14 protein-coding genes are annotated in these 14,050 nt (G+C 63.9%); 8 read left to right on the top strand and 6 right to left on the bottom strand.

All coding sequences use genetic code 11. The features are described from left to right. The first annotated feature begins 18 nt into the window (after window positions 1-18). The 6 genes from ACS5Q0_RS04060 to ACS5Q0_RS04035 all read left to right on the top strand — a co-directional run bounded on the left by ACS5Q0_RS04060 (window position 19) and on the right by ACS5Q0_RS04035 (window position 5,916). Window positions 19-1,317, top strand: a complete 1,299-nt coding sequence (locus tag ACS5Q0_RS04060) for a YeaH/YhbH family protein (RefSeq protein ID WP_473125318.1) — start codon at window positions 19-21, stop codon at window positions 1,315-1,317. Beyond that, window positions 1,314-2,858 carry a SpoVR family protein gene (locus ACS5Q0_RS04055; RefSeq protein ID WP_473125317.1) on the top strand — a complete coding sequence of 515 codons (1,545 nt, stop codon included), beginning with the start codon at window positions 1,314-1,316 and terminating at the stop codon, window positions 2,856-2,858. The genes ACS5Q0_RS04060 and ACS5Q0_RS04055 overlap by 4 nt, the downstream gene beginning before the upstream one ends. A 97-nt stretch (window positions 2,859-2,955) precedes the next feature. Beyond that, a complete protein-coding gene (locus ACS5Q0_RS04050) occupies window positions 2,956-3,417 on the top strand; it encodes a hypothetical protein (RefSeq protein ID WP_473125316.1) in 462 nt (153 codons plus the stop codon). Window positions 3,418-3,495: 78 nt separating this feature from the next. Next, window positions 3,496-3,783: a hypothetical protein gene (locus tag ACS5Q0_RS04045; protein ID WP_473125315.1), complete on the top strand. Its 288-nt coding sequence runs from the start codon at window positions 3,496-3,498 to the stop codon at window positions 3,781-3,783. 151 nt (window positions 3,784-3,934) lie between these two features. Continuing rightward, entirely contained in the window at window positions 3,935-4,891 is a 957-nt protein-coding gene (locus ACS5Q0_RS04040) for an MDR/zinc-dependent alcohol dehydrogenase-like family protein (protein ID WP_473125497.1), read from the top strand. Beyond that, the gene (locus ACS5Q0_RS04035) at window positions 4,888-5,916 is read left to right on the top strand and encodes a Gfo/Idh/MocA family protein (RefSeq protein ID WP_473125314.1); all 1,029 of its coding nucleotides are present in this window, start codon (window positions 4,888-4,890) and stop codon (window positions 5,914-5,916) included. The genes ACS5Q0_RS04040 and ACS5Q0_RS04035 overlap by 4 nt, the downstream gene beginning before the upstream one ends. A gap of 106 nt (window positions 5,917-6,022) precedes the next feature. Here ACS5Q0_RS04035 and ACS5Q0_RS04030 read toward each other — a convergent pair whose 3' ends face one another. From ACS5Q0_RS04030 to ACS5Q0_RS04005, 6 genes are read right to left on the bottom strand one after another with little or no spacing between them, the layout of a single operon-like run. Beyond that, complete coding sequence (locus ACS5Q0_RS04030) at window positions 6,023-6,955, bottom strand: glycoside hydrolase 5 family protein (protein WP_473125313.1); 933 nt, start codon at window positions 6,953-6,955, stop codon at window positions 6,023-6,025. Next, window positions 6,952-7,725 carry a TIGR04290 family methyltransferase gene (locus tag ACS5Q0_RS04025; protein WP_473125312.1) on the bottom strand — a complete coding sequence of 258 codons (774 nt, stop codon included), beginning with the start codon at window positions 7,723-7,725 and terminating at the stop codon, window positions 6,952-6,954. Before ACS5Q0_RS04025 ends, ACS5Q0_RS04030 begins: the two co-directional genes overlap by 4 nt. A 6-nt stretch (window positions 7,726-7,731) precedes the next feature. Next, window positions 7,732-8,544: a nucleotidyltransferase family protein gene (locus ACS5Q0_RS04020; protein WP_473125311.1), complete on the bottom strand. Its 813-nt coding sequence runs from the start codon at window positions 8,542-8,544 to the stop codon at window positions 7,732-7,734. A 3-nt stretch (window positions 8,545-8,547) separates the two neighbouring features. After that, the gene (locus tag ACS5Q0_RS04015) at window positions 8,548-9,657 is read right to left on the bottom strand and encodes a CgeB family protein (RefSeq protein WP_473125310.1); all 1,110 of its coding nucleotides are present in this window, start codon (window positions 9,655-9,657) and stop codon (window positions 8,548-8,550) included. Continuing rightward, complete coding sequence (locus ACS5Q0_RS04010; RefSeq protein ID WP_473125309.1) at window positions 9,654-10,253, bottom strand: histidine phosphatase family protein; 600 nt, start codon at window positions 10,251-10,253, stop codon at window positions 9,654-9,656. Before ACS5Q0_RS04010 ends, ACS5Q0_RS04015 begins: the two co-directional genes overlap by 4 nt. 13 nt (window positions 10,254-10,266) lie before the next feature. Further along, entirely contained in the window at window positions 10,267-11,355 is a 1,089-nt protein-coding gene (locus tag ACS5Q0_RS04005; RefSeq protein ID WP_473125308.1) for an inositol-3-phosphate synthase, read from the bottom strand. A gap of 421 nt (window positions 11,356-11,776) precedes the next feature. Between ACS5Q0_RS04005 and ACS5Q0_RS04000 the strand changes: the two genes are divergently transcribed. Together ACS5Q0_RS04000 and ACS5Q0_RS03995 are read left to right on the top strand one after the other, a co-directional pair. Next, on the top strand, window positions 11,777-12,889 hold the full coding sequence (locus ACS5Q0_RS04000) for an NAD-dependent epimerase/dehydratase family protein (protein ID WP_473125307.1): 1,113 nt from the start codon (window positions 11,777-11,779) through the stop codon (window positions 12,887-12,889). Beyond that, the gene (locus ACS5Q0_RS03995; RefSeq protein WP_473125306.1) at window positions 12,886-14,004 is read left to right on the top strand and encodes an SDR family NAD(P)-dependent oxidoreductase; all 1,119 of its coding nucleotides are present in this window, start codon (window positions 12,886-12,888) and stop codon (window positions 14,002-14,004) included. Before ACS5Q0_RS04000 ends, ACS5Q0_RS03995 begins: the two co-directional genes overlap by 4 nt. Window positions 14,005-14,050: the final 46 nt, after the last annotated feature.

Here is a 14,050-nt window from a genome sequence, read left to right as displayed (position 1 = left end):
GGCGGAGCAGGCGTTCCTATGTACATCATCGACAGACGCCTCAATCCTGGCGGCAAGAGCCTTGCTAATCGCCAACGCTTTCTTCGCCGTGCCAAAGCGCAGATCCAGCGGGCCGTGCGCCAGACGGCAGGCGAGCGTGACATTACCGATCTCGAAAGGGGCGGGGAGGTGTCGATCCCCGCCGATGGCGTGCGCGAGCCCAGCTTCCGCCGCTCGGGGGAGGGCGGCGTGCACGACCATCTCCTGCCGGGCAACAAGCGGTTCGTGGAAGGCGATACCATCGACCGGCCTCCGGGCGGAGGCGGCGGAGGCTCCTCCGCAGGCAACAGCGGCGAGGGAGAAGACGATTTCCGCTTTGCTTTGAGCCGCGAGGAGTTCCTCGACCTTTTTCTTGAAGATCTGGAATTGCCCGATCTGGCCAAGCGCCGCCTTGCAACGGTCGAGGTGCAGGGAATGCGGCGCGCCGGCTACTCGGTCACCGGGTCGCCCGTGAATCTGGCCCTGCTGCGCTCCATGCGCAACGCGCTCTCCCGCCGCATCGCCATGCGGCGGCCCAAGCCCAGTGAGCTTGCGAAGCTCGAGGAGGAGATCGCGCTCCTCGAAAAGGAAGGCGAGAGCGAGGAACTTCTCGAACTGCGCCGGAAGCTGGAGAAGCTGCAGCTCAGGTCGCGGCGGTTCCCTTATATCGACCCGTTCGACCTGCGCTATCGCCGGTTCGAGCCGGTCTCCCGGCCCGTGGCTCAGGCCGTCATGTTCTGCCTCATGGACGTGTCGGGCTCCATGACAGAGCACATGAAGGACCTCGCCAAGCGGTTCTACATGCTGCTCTATATTTTCCTGACGCGGCGCTACAAACACGTCGAGATCGTCTTCATCCGACACACCCATGAGGCGAAGGAGGTGGACGAGGATACGTTCTTCCACAGCCCGGAGACCGGCGGCACGGTCGTCTCCTCGGCTTTACGCGAAATGCAGCGGGTGGTGGCCGAGCGCTACCCGCCGGAGAACTGGAACATCTATGCCGCCCAGGCTTCCGATGGCGACAACTCGCCCAACGACGGCGCGACCAGCGCGGCCCTGCTGCGGGATGTCATTCTCCCTGCCTGCCAGTACTACGCTTACCTTGAGGTCGGCAGCGATCACGACCGGATGCAGGCGGGGTTCATCAATCACAAGACGGCCCTGTGGCAGACCTACGAAACCCTCCAGGAGGAGGGCGTCAATCTCGCCATGCGCAAGGTCAATCACCGCCGCGAGATCTATCCCGTCTTCCGTGAGCTTTTCCGACGCCGCGATGTTGAGGCAAGGGCCCCATGAGCCTGATCGAGGAAGACACCCTGCTGTTTCATGGCGCCGACTGGGATTTCGGGGCCATTCAGCGCGTCTACGACGCCATCGAGCGGATCGCGGTCGGCGAACTCGGCCTCGACGTCTATCCCAATCAGATCGAGGTGATCACGGCCGAGCAGATGCTCGATGCCTATGCGTCGATCGGCATGCCGCTGTTCTACAAGCATTGGTCATTCGGCAAGCGCTTCGCCACGCACGAGGCCGGCTACCGGCAGGGCCTCATGGGCCTGGCCTATGAGATCGTCATCAATTCCAACCCGTGCATCTCCTATATCATGGAGGAGAACACGGCGACGATGCAGACTCTCGTGATCGCGCATGCGGCGTTCGGGCACAACCACTTCTTCAAGAACAACTATCTCTTCAAGGAATGGACGGACGCGGACGGCATCCTCGATTATCTCGAATTCGCCAAAAGCTACATCGCCCGTTGCGAGGAGCGCTATGGGCAGGGTGCGGTGGAAAGGGTTCTCGACGCCGCGCATGCGCTGATGTCGCACGGAGTCCATCGCTATCCGCGCAAGAAGCGGCCCGACCTTCGCTCCGAGGAGCGCCGCGAGCGGGAGCGTCAGATTCACCGGGAGCAGACCTTCAACGATCTCTGGCGCACGGTTCCGTCGAAGGCGGGCGCACCGAAGCCCCCACTGAGCGACGACCGCCGCCGCGCCCTTCTCGAGTTGCCGCAGGAAAACATCCTTTATTTCCTCGAGAAGTCCGCGCCGCGCCTTCAACCGTGGCAGCGCGAGATCCTGCGCATCGTCCGCCAGATCGCCCAGTATTTCTATCCGCAGCGTCAGACCAAGGTCATGAACGAGGGATGCGCCACCTATTGCCATTACCGCATCATGACCCGGCTCCACGAGACGCGGCAGATCAGCGACGGCGCATTCCTCGAATTCCTGCAATCGCACACGAACGTCACGCGTCAGCCGGAATATGACGATCCGTATTATGGCGGGATCAATCCTTACGCTCTCGGCTTCGGAATGATGCAGGACATCGAGCGCATCTGCACACGCCCGACCGCCGAGGACCGGGAGTGGTTCCCGGACATCGCGGGCTGCGACGATACCATGAGGGTGCTGCGCGACGTGTGGGCGAACTACCGGGACGAGAGCTTCATCTCGCAATTCCTGAGCCCGCATCTGATGCGGCAGTGGCGCCTGTTCCATCTGGTGGACGATCCGGACAGCCCGGAACTGGTCATCGAAGCCATTCACGACGAGCGCGGCTATCGGCGTCTGCGCCGCTCGCTCTCTCGTCAGTACGATGTCGGATGGAGCGACCCGGACATTCAGGTCGTGGACGTCGACCTCGCGGGGGACCGGCGCCTCATCCTTCACCACCATGTTCTCAACCGGACCCTTCTGCACAAGGACGATGCGCAACGCGTCCTGCAGATGATCGCCAATCTTTGGGGCTATGACGTCGTGCTCAAGGAGGTCGAGGCTGCCACGGGAGCCATCTTCCAGGAGCATGTCGCTCATCCTCACGAGACGCTCTTTTGATCGCCGTTGACGTAAAAAAGCCTATGACTCCTTTCAAACTCTGACCTCCAGGGCTTGGCCTTGGCTTCAGGGCCGGCTCCCATTGCGGAGAATACCGATGGAACATAAGCCTGTAGAGACACTGCGTGGCGTTGCTGAGGTACACGAGTTCAAGCAAGGTTTCCTGTCCCGGCGCGAGCGCCTTGAGCGCTGGGCGGAATTACTGGAGCGTCAGCCGAAGCGGCGGCTGCGCTCCCTCGGAGAGATCGAGTTCACGCCCGAGGAGAAAAGGCCTGAACTGAGATCGGACGAATCTCCGATTACGATTGCTTTCGAAGATCCGATTCTCCGTGCGGACGGGTTGAAGGGCGATCGGCTCGGAGATGCGATGGATTATTTCGATCTCTCCGAGCGGTCGGCTCACCGACTCCTCTGCTCCTGCATGAACGGCTGGAGCATGGAGGCGAGCGTCACGGCCCGCAAGGTGCGCCGCCTGGTCAATCCCGATCATCGCATGATGCTGTTTACATCGGCCAGCCTTCTGGCCGCGGTCCCGGCGGCGTTCTATTTCTTGAGCTGATGATGCGATGCGGCGTCGAACTCTTGCCTCGCACGGACGGCGAGGGTTCGATGCCCGTTCTTTTACAGGGAAGCCCGGGTGCCGGAGACGAAGAAAATTGCGCTGCCGTGGTACAACCGCGAGGATTACGCGGATATTCGCGGCATGATGGCCGATGCCCATAATCTTGCTCCGACATACGAGCAATGGCTTGCCGCCGCCGAGAACAACGAGAGCGTGGGGCGGCAATCGGGTCTCGAGATCGAGCGGATCCTGATCGAGCCCTCTTCCTTCGCCCGCTGGTGCGCCGCTCAAGGAGTGGCTCCGGACAGCGCAGCGCGCATGCGCTATGTCGCGGACATGCAGGACCAAACAGCCAAGCCTTGAAGTCTCCTGTCCCGTCTCTAGTTGCTCGGACAGAGCAATGGAGACGGTGGACTTGTTGAACGATAAGCTCTTGGAGAACGACGCATTTGCCGCTTCCGGAGAGACCGGTCAGGGCTCCGCGGAAGGCTCTGCGAGCCGGGCGGCGGCGACCATGCGGGCGGCCATTCTGACGGGCCCCGGGCAGATCAGGATCGAGGAGACGGGGCTGCCCGAACCGGGTGCGCGACAGGTGCGCCTGCGCCTTGAAGGATGCGGCGTGTGCGCATCCAACCTGACGCCCTGGGCGGGGCCGGACTGGATGCAGTTTCCCACGGAGCCCGGTGCGCTCGGGCACGAGGCCTGGGGCATCGTCGATGCCGTAGGCGAGAACGTCGAGGGATTGGCGGTCGGCGACAGGGTCGCGGCCCTGACGTACAAGTCCTATGCGGAATACGACATCGCCGATGTGGACGCGGTGGTGCGTCTGCCCGAATCCCTCGCGGGCCAGCCCTTCCCCGGCGAGCCTCTCGGCTGCGCCATGAACATCTTCCGCCGCAGCGAGATCGCGGCCGGGCAGACGATCGCCATCATCGGGATCGGTTTCCTGGGCGCCCTTCTCACGCGCCTCGCGGCCAATGCCGGCGCGCGGGTGATCGCGATCTCGCGGCGTCCCTTCTCGCTCGATCTCGCACGGCGCATGGGCGCCGCCGAGGTGATTCCGATGGAGGATCACCAGGCGATCATCGAGCAGGTGAAGGAGCTGACCGGCGGTGCGTTCTGCGATCGCGTGATCGAGGCCGTGGGCAAGCAATGGCCCCTCGATCTGGCGGGCGAGCTCACCCGCGAGCGCGGCAAGCTGATCGTGGCGGGCTACCATCAGGACGGGCCGCGGCAGGTCAACATGTGGCTCTGGAACTGGCGCGGGATCGATGTGATCAATGCCCACGAGCGCGATCCGAACATCTACATGCAGGGCATCCGCGAGGCGATCGACGCCATCGCCTCGGGCCAGATCGATCCGAGCTCGCTCTACACCCACACCTATCCGCTCGACCGCCTGGGCGAAGCGCTCGATGCCACGCGCGATCGGCCCGACGGCTTCCTCAAGGCCCTGGTGACCTTCCCATGACGCAGCAGGCTCTCATCGACATCTCCGCCGAGACGCCTCTGGTCCGGCCGCGTCTCGGCTTCCTGGGCGTGGGCTGGATCGGCCGGCATCGCATGCAGGCGATCATCGGCACGGATGCGGTCGACGTCGCCGCCATCGCCGACCCGTCTCCCGACATGGCGGCCGAGGCGGGAAAACTCGCGCCGGATGCAAGGCTCGTCTCGTCGCTGGACGACATCCTCGATCTCGGCGTCGACGGCGTGGTGATCGCCACACCCAGCGCCATGCATGCGGAGCAATCGATCCGGGCTCTGGAGCGCGGCGTCGCCGTGTTCTGCCAGAAGCCCCTGGGCCGTCACGCGACGGAGGTGAAGGCCGTCGTGGACGCGGCCCGGCAGGCCGACCGGCTGCTTTGCGTCGATCTGTCCTATCGGTTCACGGACGGCATGCGCCGCATCCGCGAGATCGTCGCCTCCGGCGAGCTCGGCCACATCTATGCGGTCGATCTCGTGTTCCACAATGCGTATGGGCCCGACAAGCCGTGGTTCTACGATCCCGCCCTGTCGGGCGGCGGCTGCGTCATGGATCTCGGCGTCCACCTGGTCGATCTCGCCTTGTGGACCCTGAGCAATCCAGGCATCGGCTCGGTCTCCGGAAAGCTCTTCGCAGGCGGTCGGCCGCTCAAGGACATCGCGTCCCAGGTGGAGGATTATGCGGTCGCGACTGTGGAGCTCGACACCGGCGCGGTGGTTCAGCTCGCCTGCTCCTGGAAGCTTCAGGCCGGTTGCGACGCCGTCATCTCGGCGACCTTCTACGGAACGCAGGGCGGCGTGTCGCTGCGCAACGTCAACGGCTCGTTCTATGACTTCACGGCCGAGCGGTACTGGGGCACGTCACGGGAAACGCTCACCGCGCCACCCGACGAATGGGGCGGACGCGCCGCGGCCGATTGGGCGTCCCGCCTCGCGGCGGGAGAGCGCTTCGACCCGGCGGCCGACGAGCTCGTCACCGTCGCCCGCGTGCTGGACGGGATCTACGGACGATAAGCCGCCATCAGGCGAGCGGGCATGACAAAAGGCGGCTGAGACTTCAGCCGCCTTTCTCCTTTAGCTCGTGTGTCCGATGCAATCAGCCTCGGAAAAGAAAGACCTCTTACAGCGCTTCGAGCACCTTCGTCTCGGTCCGGCCCGCGCCCGTGTGAGGCGCGTAGCGCCGGATCATGCTCGCGCAGAACTCCGCGAACTCCTCCTTCACCTGCGGCGGGCTGGTGTGATGCGGTGCAATCCCGCGATGCTCCGGGGTGAAGCAGAAGGTGACCGTGACGTCGAAATCCGCGAGCGCCTCCATCTGGCGGTCGAACCAGTCGAGCGCGTTGGGACGGAAGCTGTCGGCCCAGGAGAGGCCCGTGCGCAGGTACTTCACGCCGAGCCGCTTCATCCAGGCAACCGCATCGTCGAGGCGGTGATCCTCGAAATGGAACCACTGGCACAGGCCCATCTGCCCGGCGTATTTTTCATATTCCGCGAGGGCGGGCTTCGGCGTGCCGTCCTCCCGCAGAAGCCCCATGTAGAAGTGCCGGTAATAGGACGAGCCTTCCGCCTCGCGATGACGGGTGGTGGCTTCCCACGCGCGCGGCAGATCGTAGAGGCTATACCAATGGATCTTCGGCACCTTTCCGATGAGCAGCTCCGCCGTGCGGTTCAAGCCCCAGACCTGCACCTCTTCGGCCCCGAAGGTGGAGATGCCTACCTCCGACACCCAGATCGGCTTGTCGGTGACGGCGCGGATCTCGTCGATCTTCGCGGGCCATTCATGGATCTGCCACAGGTTCCAGTCGAGCGGGAAGCCATGGACCGCGACCACGTCCACGTGATCGAGAACGCCGCGCCGCTTCAGGTTTTCGACGAAGCCGGGATCGATCGGCGACATGCCTCCGAGAACGCGCGGCAGGTCGGGGTTGGCCTCCCTGATCGCCTGGCCGGCTGCGATCGCCATCTCGGAAAAGAGCCGCCAATCCGGATCGATCTCCGGATCCCAATGGGACTTGTTGTTGGGCTCGTTCCAGATCATTGCAGCTTCAATCATGCGGTTCTCCTCTGAGCCGGATAGACCGCACCCGCTCCCGGCGGGGCGTCGATACGGCGGCAAATGTAAACTTCTTCTTCCGGATGCTGGGTGATCTCAAACCCGGCGCTGCGGAGCATGGCTTCCACGCAGGCCGCATTCGGCGCCCACCAGTTGGTCGGATCGTCCGCATAGCGGTGCTCGATGAAATGCATCTTGGGATAGCGCGGATCGTCGAAATGGTCCGTCTGCCAGAAGGTGTAGTTCTCCTCGACCGGCATCGTTTCGCTCGATCCGCGCTGCATGGATTGGAACACCAGCAGATCCTTGGCCACATGCTCGTGGATCAGGTCCAGCGCGAGCAGCGGATGACGCAGGTGATAGAGGACGCCCATGAAGATGACGACGTCGAACCTCTCGCCGAGCTGGCCGAGATCATAGACCGAGAGCCTGCGGAACTCGATGTCGTGCCCCGTCACCTCGGCCGCGAAGCGCGCCTGGGCGAGATAGGAATCATCGAAGTCGATTCCGAGCACGCGCTCGGCCCCGCGCTTCTTCATCTCGATGGAATAGAAGCCTGCATTGCAGCCGATGTCGAGGACGCTCTTGCCCGTCAGATCCTGCGGAATCGCCTGCGCGAAGTTCTTCCACTTGATGGCCGGGTAGTTGCCGAGGAAGTGGTTGGGGGCCGTCCAGATCCCTTCCCTGATCTCCATGTTGTGAAACCAGGGGCCGAGCGCCTCGGCCTTTCGTTTGATCTCCTCGGGGGACATCGGATCCATGGCATTCATCGAAAACTACTCCCTGCTCAAATCATGGAGGCCACGGGGCAGGCGTCCTGCGGGCCAGCCGAGGGCGACGCGCGCGCCGGTGATCGTATCGTGCTGGGCGGCCTCGCTCAGAAGGCCGATGGCGGATCGGTAGCCGTGAAGGGTTCCCACATCGACATAGGATTCGCCCGCCTTGACGCCGAGGGCCTGTCCGCCCTGCGCGAGATAGGCGTTGACGAGAGTGCCGAAGAACTCGTCCTGGCGATTGCGCGAGAGCCAGAGCTGGCGCAGCGATTGAAGAATGTGGCCGGGCATCTTGAAGGCGCCCCAGATCCATTTCGACGAGGCATCCTCCCGCTTCACCTGGATTTCCTGGACGCGCATCGATTCATCGAGGACGACGGCATCGAAGACCTGCGGGTTCTCGACGGGAAAGAGGAGGAAGGACAGCGCGTCGTCCGGAAGCTCCGCCAGCGCCTTTTCGGGAAACCAGACCGTATCGGGCAATCCGACGATGACGCTCTCGTCCGAGGGAATGAGCGGAGCCGCCTGGAAAATCGCGTCGCACAGGCCGGCGGCCTGCGGCTGAACCACATAGGCGATGGAGGCGCTGCCATAGCTCGCGCCGTAATATTCCATGATGTCGGACTTGCCCGGCGAGATGACGAAGCAGATCTTGTCCGCTCCGCCATGGATCATGCGCTCGACGAGATACTCGCTCACGGCGCACGGGCGCTCGACGCCATTGTCGAGACGGCTCCCGACCGGGAGCAGCTCCTTCGAGAAGGCCAAGGGCTGAATGCGGCTGCCCAGCCCGGCTGCGGGTATGATGCCCCACATGGTTCACGCCTCCATCATGGCTGTCGGTTGTCCCAATGCGGACGATGCGGACCTGGCGCTCGCAAGGAGAGCTTCAAGCTCTCTGGCGCGATGTTCCGACGTGTGTTCGGCCATGGTCCGCTCCCGGCTGGCGCGAGCGATCCGGTTCAGCTCCGCATCGGAGAGATCGAGCGCCGCGACGGCATCGTCGGTCGTCTTCGCGATGAGGATCTCGCGGCCCGGATCGAAGAACTGATCGAGGCCTTCCCAATCGTCGGACAGAAGGGGGACACCGCACGCCGACGCCTCGAAGAGCCGTCCGGATGGACACCATCCCATTTCGGCCATCGCCTGGCGCGTCACGTTGAGGGTCAGGCGCGAGGACGAGAAGAAGGCCGGATGCTCGGACGGCGGCAGATGCCGAACGAAGTGGATATTCGGCTGCCATGGAAAATCGTCGGGATACTGCGCGCCTCCGATCAGGAAGCGCTGCTCGGGACGGCGGGCGGCGGCGTCGATGAAGAGACGCTGGAGCGTCGCCTGGCGGTCGGCCGCATAGGTTCCGAGATAGGAGAGATCGGATCCGTAATGAGCCATCGGCTCGGCTGGGCGATGAACATCCGGATCCACGTGTCCGTAGAGGGGAGCCACACGCTGCGCTCCGAGTTCCGCCCGCAGCTTGTCCAGCGCGCCTCCACCCGTATAGCTGAGGACGAGGTCGAACTCGCGAAGGCCCCGAGGGCCGATATAGTTCAGGGCTTCCCCGGCCTGGAGTTTCGACAGGGTGACGGGAGTGTCGAGATCGTAGAACGTGCGGACGGCCTTCGACGCATCGAGCACGAGATCCGTGGCCTCGATCCCGTCCGGGCAATAGGACGTGATCATGGCCGCATCGGCGTCGGCAAGCTCAGATACGGCACGGTGCCTGATCGAATCCCAGGTGTCGTAGAGAACGAGGGCGCCGTTCGGAATCGAAAACACATCCCTGTCGGCCGCGTAGTAAGGAACGTCCTTCTCGAAGAACACGACGTGATGTCCATGGCGGGCGAGCGCCCTGCACAGGCCGCGCCAGAGCGTGGCGTGGCCGTTGCCCCAGGAGGACGAAATGGTGAGCCCGAACACGACGAGTTTCATGCGGCGATCACCTCGTTCATGTGAAGAATCCTGGAGCCCCAATCACCGACGACGAGCGTCGTGATGGAGGCGGGCGAAATGTCGAGGCGGGCATATGAATCGATGGGCATGCCCAGGTAATAGAGGAGGGCCGCCTTGATCACGTCGCTATGGCTGACGAGAACGACGGCGCGTCCTGGGTGCAGGCTTCGCAGTTTCTCCATGGCATGGACGATGCGCGTCTGCGCCTCCAGCATCGTCTCGCCTTCCGGCGGGCGGCTCGTGCTGCGACTGTTGTTCCAGGCGGACCAATGGGGGTCGTCGGCCAGGCTGTCGAAGCTCTTGCCCGACCATGCGCCGAAGTCGATCTCGATGATGTCGTTAAGATGCTCGACCGGCTTGCCGAGGCGCGCCGCGATGGGCTCAGCCGTCTCGACCGCCCTTTCGAGCGGGCTCGTGAGAATGCTCGCGACGTTTTCCCGCGCCAGGCGTTCGGCCACGGCCTGCGCCTGAGCCTTGCCCGGATTGCCGAGGTGGACTCCCGGAATGCGCCCGCACAGTTCGGTTCCCACACGGTCGTGGGCGGCATGACGCACAAGGAAGAAGGTGGTGGTCACGCCCGACGCCTCCTCACGCCTCTTCGTCATCGCCCGCAACGAAGCGCAACGTCCTCTCCCGCGCCTCGTTGTCCGTGAATTGCTGCGGGGGAGACTTCATGAAATAGCTCGAAGGTCCCGTGAGCGCCCCGCCGATCTTGCGGTCCATGGCGATCTTAGCGCAGCGCACGGCGTCGATGACGATTCCGGCGGAATTGGGCGAGTCCCACACTTCGAGTTTCAGTTCCACGTTCAGCGGAACGCCGCCGAAGGAGGTTCCCTCCATGCGGATATAGGCCCATTTGCGGTCGGTGAGCCACGGCACGTGGTCGCTCGGCCCCACATGCACGTCTTCCGGCGGAAGGGGAATGTCGAGCTGGCTCGTCACGGCCTGAGTCTTGGAAATCTTCTTCGATTCCAGGCGCTCGCGCTCGAGCATGTTCTGGAAATCCGTGTTGCCGCCGAAATTGAGCTGATAGGTCCGGTCGAGACGCACGCCGCGCTCGCGGAAGAGATTGGCCAGCACCCGGTGCACGATGGTGGCGCCGACCTGGCTCTTGATGTCGTCGCCCACGATCGGAAGGCCGCGCTCCTCGAAGCGCTTTCGCCATTCGGGATTGGACGCGATGAAGACGGGAATGCAGTTCACGAAGGCGCAACCGGCCTCGAGCGCCTGCTCGGCGTACCACTCGGTCGCCTTCTGGGACCCGACCGGAAGATAGGAAACGAGCACGTCGGTCTTGGACTGGCGCAGGACCTCCGCAACATTCGCCTCGTCCTCCGGCGCCTCCTCGATTTCGTCGCGAAGATACTTGCCGAGACCGTCGAGAGTCTTGCCGCGACGGACGATGATGCCGCTCTCGGGCACTGCGGAAAATCGCTGAGTGTTGTTGGGCTTGGCGAAGATGGCCTCAGAGACGTCGCGGCCGACCTTCGAGGCGTTCACGTCGAAGGCTGCGGAAATCTCCACGTCGCTGATGTGATAACCGCCGAGCTCGGCATTCATCAGGCCCGGAATGGGCTCGTTGCTCTGGGCATCCCGGTAATAGGAAAGGCCTTGCACGAAGGATGAGGCGCAGTTGCCGACGCCGACGATTCCGACGCGGACCTTTCGTGAGCTCATGGTGGATCTCCCTGATGGGGCCTTGTCGGCAAATCGGCTGAAATTTCGAAGCAGAATGCACACGTGAGGCCCGGTCGCATGTCCCGAAGCTTGGCCGTCAACGCGGGAAAAGTGTTTGTTGTTCCCTGGAGGATTCCTGGGCTTGAGACTCTTGTCTTCGCGACGAAGCGCCCAAGCTAGAGGTAGGGTCGAGCGGCCAAGTTCAAGCCCAAGGAACAAAGATGATGATGGAGCGTTTGCTCCGTGAAATGCCAAGCTTTGAGAGGGATGAAGAGGGCGGTCGGCCTGCGCGCGCTTCGCCCTGAGCCCTGCGTCCGCCTGGATCATGCGCATGTCACGCGTCGCTTCTTCCAGCTCAGGCGGTGGGATTCTCCCGGCTCGATCCTGGCATGATGCCCATCAACAGATCCGGAGACCTCTCGTGACGGATACGATCCTCATTACTGGCGGCGCTGGTTTCATCGGCCGCTACGTCGCGCGCGCCTGCCTGGAGCGCGGGCACCGTGTGCGCGTGCTCGACAGCCTTATCGAGCAGGTTCACGGCGACAAGACGCAGGTCGACGGGCTCGATTCCGATGTGGAGATCGTCGTCGGGGACGTGCGCGACGAGGCGGCGGTGCTCAAGGCCCTCAAAGGGGTCACGAAGGTGGTGCACCTCGCGGCGGAGGTCGGTGTCGGCCAGAGCATGTACGCGGTCGACCGCTATGTTTCCGTGAACGATTACGGCACAGCCGTGCTGTTCCAGCAGCTCATCGACAATCCCGTGCAACGGGTCGTCGTCGCCTCTTCCATGAGCATCTATGGCGAGGGTCTCTACAAGGATGCCGACGGGCGCCTGACGGAGGACGTCGCGCGGGTTCCCCGCACCAGCGAGAGCGATCCCTGGGATCCGCTGGAAGCGCAGGGCAGGCCGCTCGTTCCGGTGCCGACGCCGGAATGGAAGAAGCCGGCGCTCGCATCCGTCTATGCGCTGTCGAAATACGTGCAGGAGCGCCTGACGCTCACGCTTTGCCCGGCCTACGGCATGGAGGGCGTCGCGCTGAGGCTCTGGAACGCCTACGGCCCGGGCCAGGCCCTGTCCAATCCCTATACCGGCGTTCTCGCCATCTTCGCGTCGCGGCTCCACAACGGGCAGCCGCCCATGATCTTCGAGGACGGCCAGCAACGCCGCGACTTCGTCCATGTGGAGGACGTCGCGCAGGCCTTCGTGCTGGCGCTGGAGCACGAGAAGGCGCCGGGCGGCGTGTTCAATGTCGGCAGCGGCGTGGATCGCACCGTTTCGGAGGTGGCGGAGCTTCTGGCGAAGGCCATGAACCGCCCCATCGCTCCCGAAATCGCCGGCAAGGCGCGCATCGGCGACATCCGCCATTGCATCGCCGACATTTCGAAGATCCGGCAGGAGCTAGGTTACGCACCGAAGAAGGACTTCTCGGAAGGCTTGGCCGAACTCGCCGAATGGGTGGCCAAGCAGGAGGCCAAGGACCTCGTCCAGGAAGCCCGCAAGGAACTCGAAGCGCGAGGCCTCGTCGCATGACGGAAGCGGATTCAAGGACTGGCGCGCCCGCCATTCTTCGCCGCCGTCCCGTCCTGGTGACGGGAGGCGCCGGCTTCATCGGCTCCAACCTGGCGGATCGCTTCGCCAGCGAAGGGCATGACGTTCTCGTCTACGACGCTCTGGCCCGCCCCGGCGTCGAGCGGAATCTCGAATGGCTGAAGAAGCGCCACCCGTCGAAGATCTCTGCGGCCGTCGGCGATATTCGCGACGAGACGGCGGTGGCCGATGCAGCTTCTGACGCTCAGGCGGTCTTTCACATGGCCGCGCAGGTCGCGGTGACGACGAGCCTCGCCGATCCTCGCGAGGATTTCGAGATCAACATCCGCGGCACCCTGAACCTGCTCGATGCGCTGCGCAAACGCGGCGAGCCCGTTCCCCTCGTCTTCGCGTCCACGAACAAGGTCTATGGCGATCTCGCGGACGTGGAACTCGACATGACGAACGACGCCTATGTGCCGCGCGATCCGGCCATTCGCGACAACGGAATCGGCGAGAGCCGCCCGCTCGATTTCCATACGCCGTACGGCTGTTCCAAGGGAGCGGCCGATCAGTACGTTCTCGATTATGCGCGCTCCTACGGCATTCCCACCTGCGTGCTGCGGATGAGCTGCATCTACGGCCAGCGTCAGATGGGAACGGAGGATCAGGGATGGGTTGCCCATTTCCTGATCCGCGCCCTCGAAGGCAGGCCGATCTCCATTTACGGCGACGGCTGCCAGGTGCGCGACATTCTCGACATCTCCGACGCGGTCGACGCCTATGCCGGGGCGTGGAAGCGGATCGACGTCGTTCAGGGACGCGCCTTCAACCTGGGCGGCGGGCCCGCGAACGCGATCAGCCTGAGGCAGCTCCTCGTCCATATCGAGGAGATCATCGGCCGCCCGGTCGAGACGGACTATTCCGAGTGGCGCGCGGGCGATCAGCGCTACTACGTCTCCGACACCCGTCAGGTCGCACGCGAGCTCGGCCTGAAGGCTCCGACGCCGTGGCGCATGGGCGTGGCCGCTCTGGCGCAATGGCTGCAGGAGGAGAGAGGTCTCTCCGGAACGGTCCGGCAAAGTCCCCGGCTCCAGGCCGCCGCGACCGCGCCATGAGAGGCCGACCGGGAGACGGATCATTTGGCGCGGCGCGATGCATTGC

This window comes from Microvirga sp. HS2, from assembly GCF_055792805.1.
The sequence above is the reverse complement of the archived record's forward strand: the minus strand, read 5'-3'. Positions and strand labels throughout refer to the sequence as shown.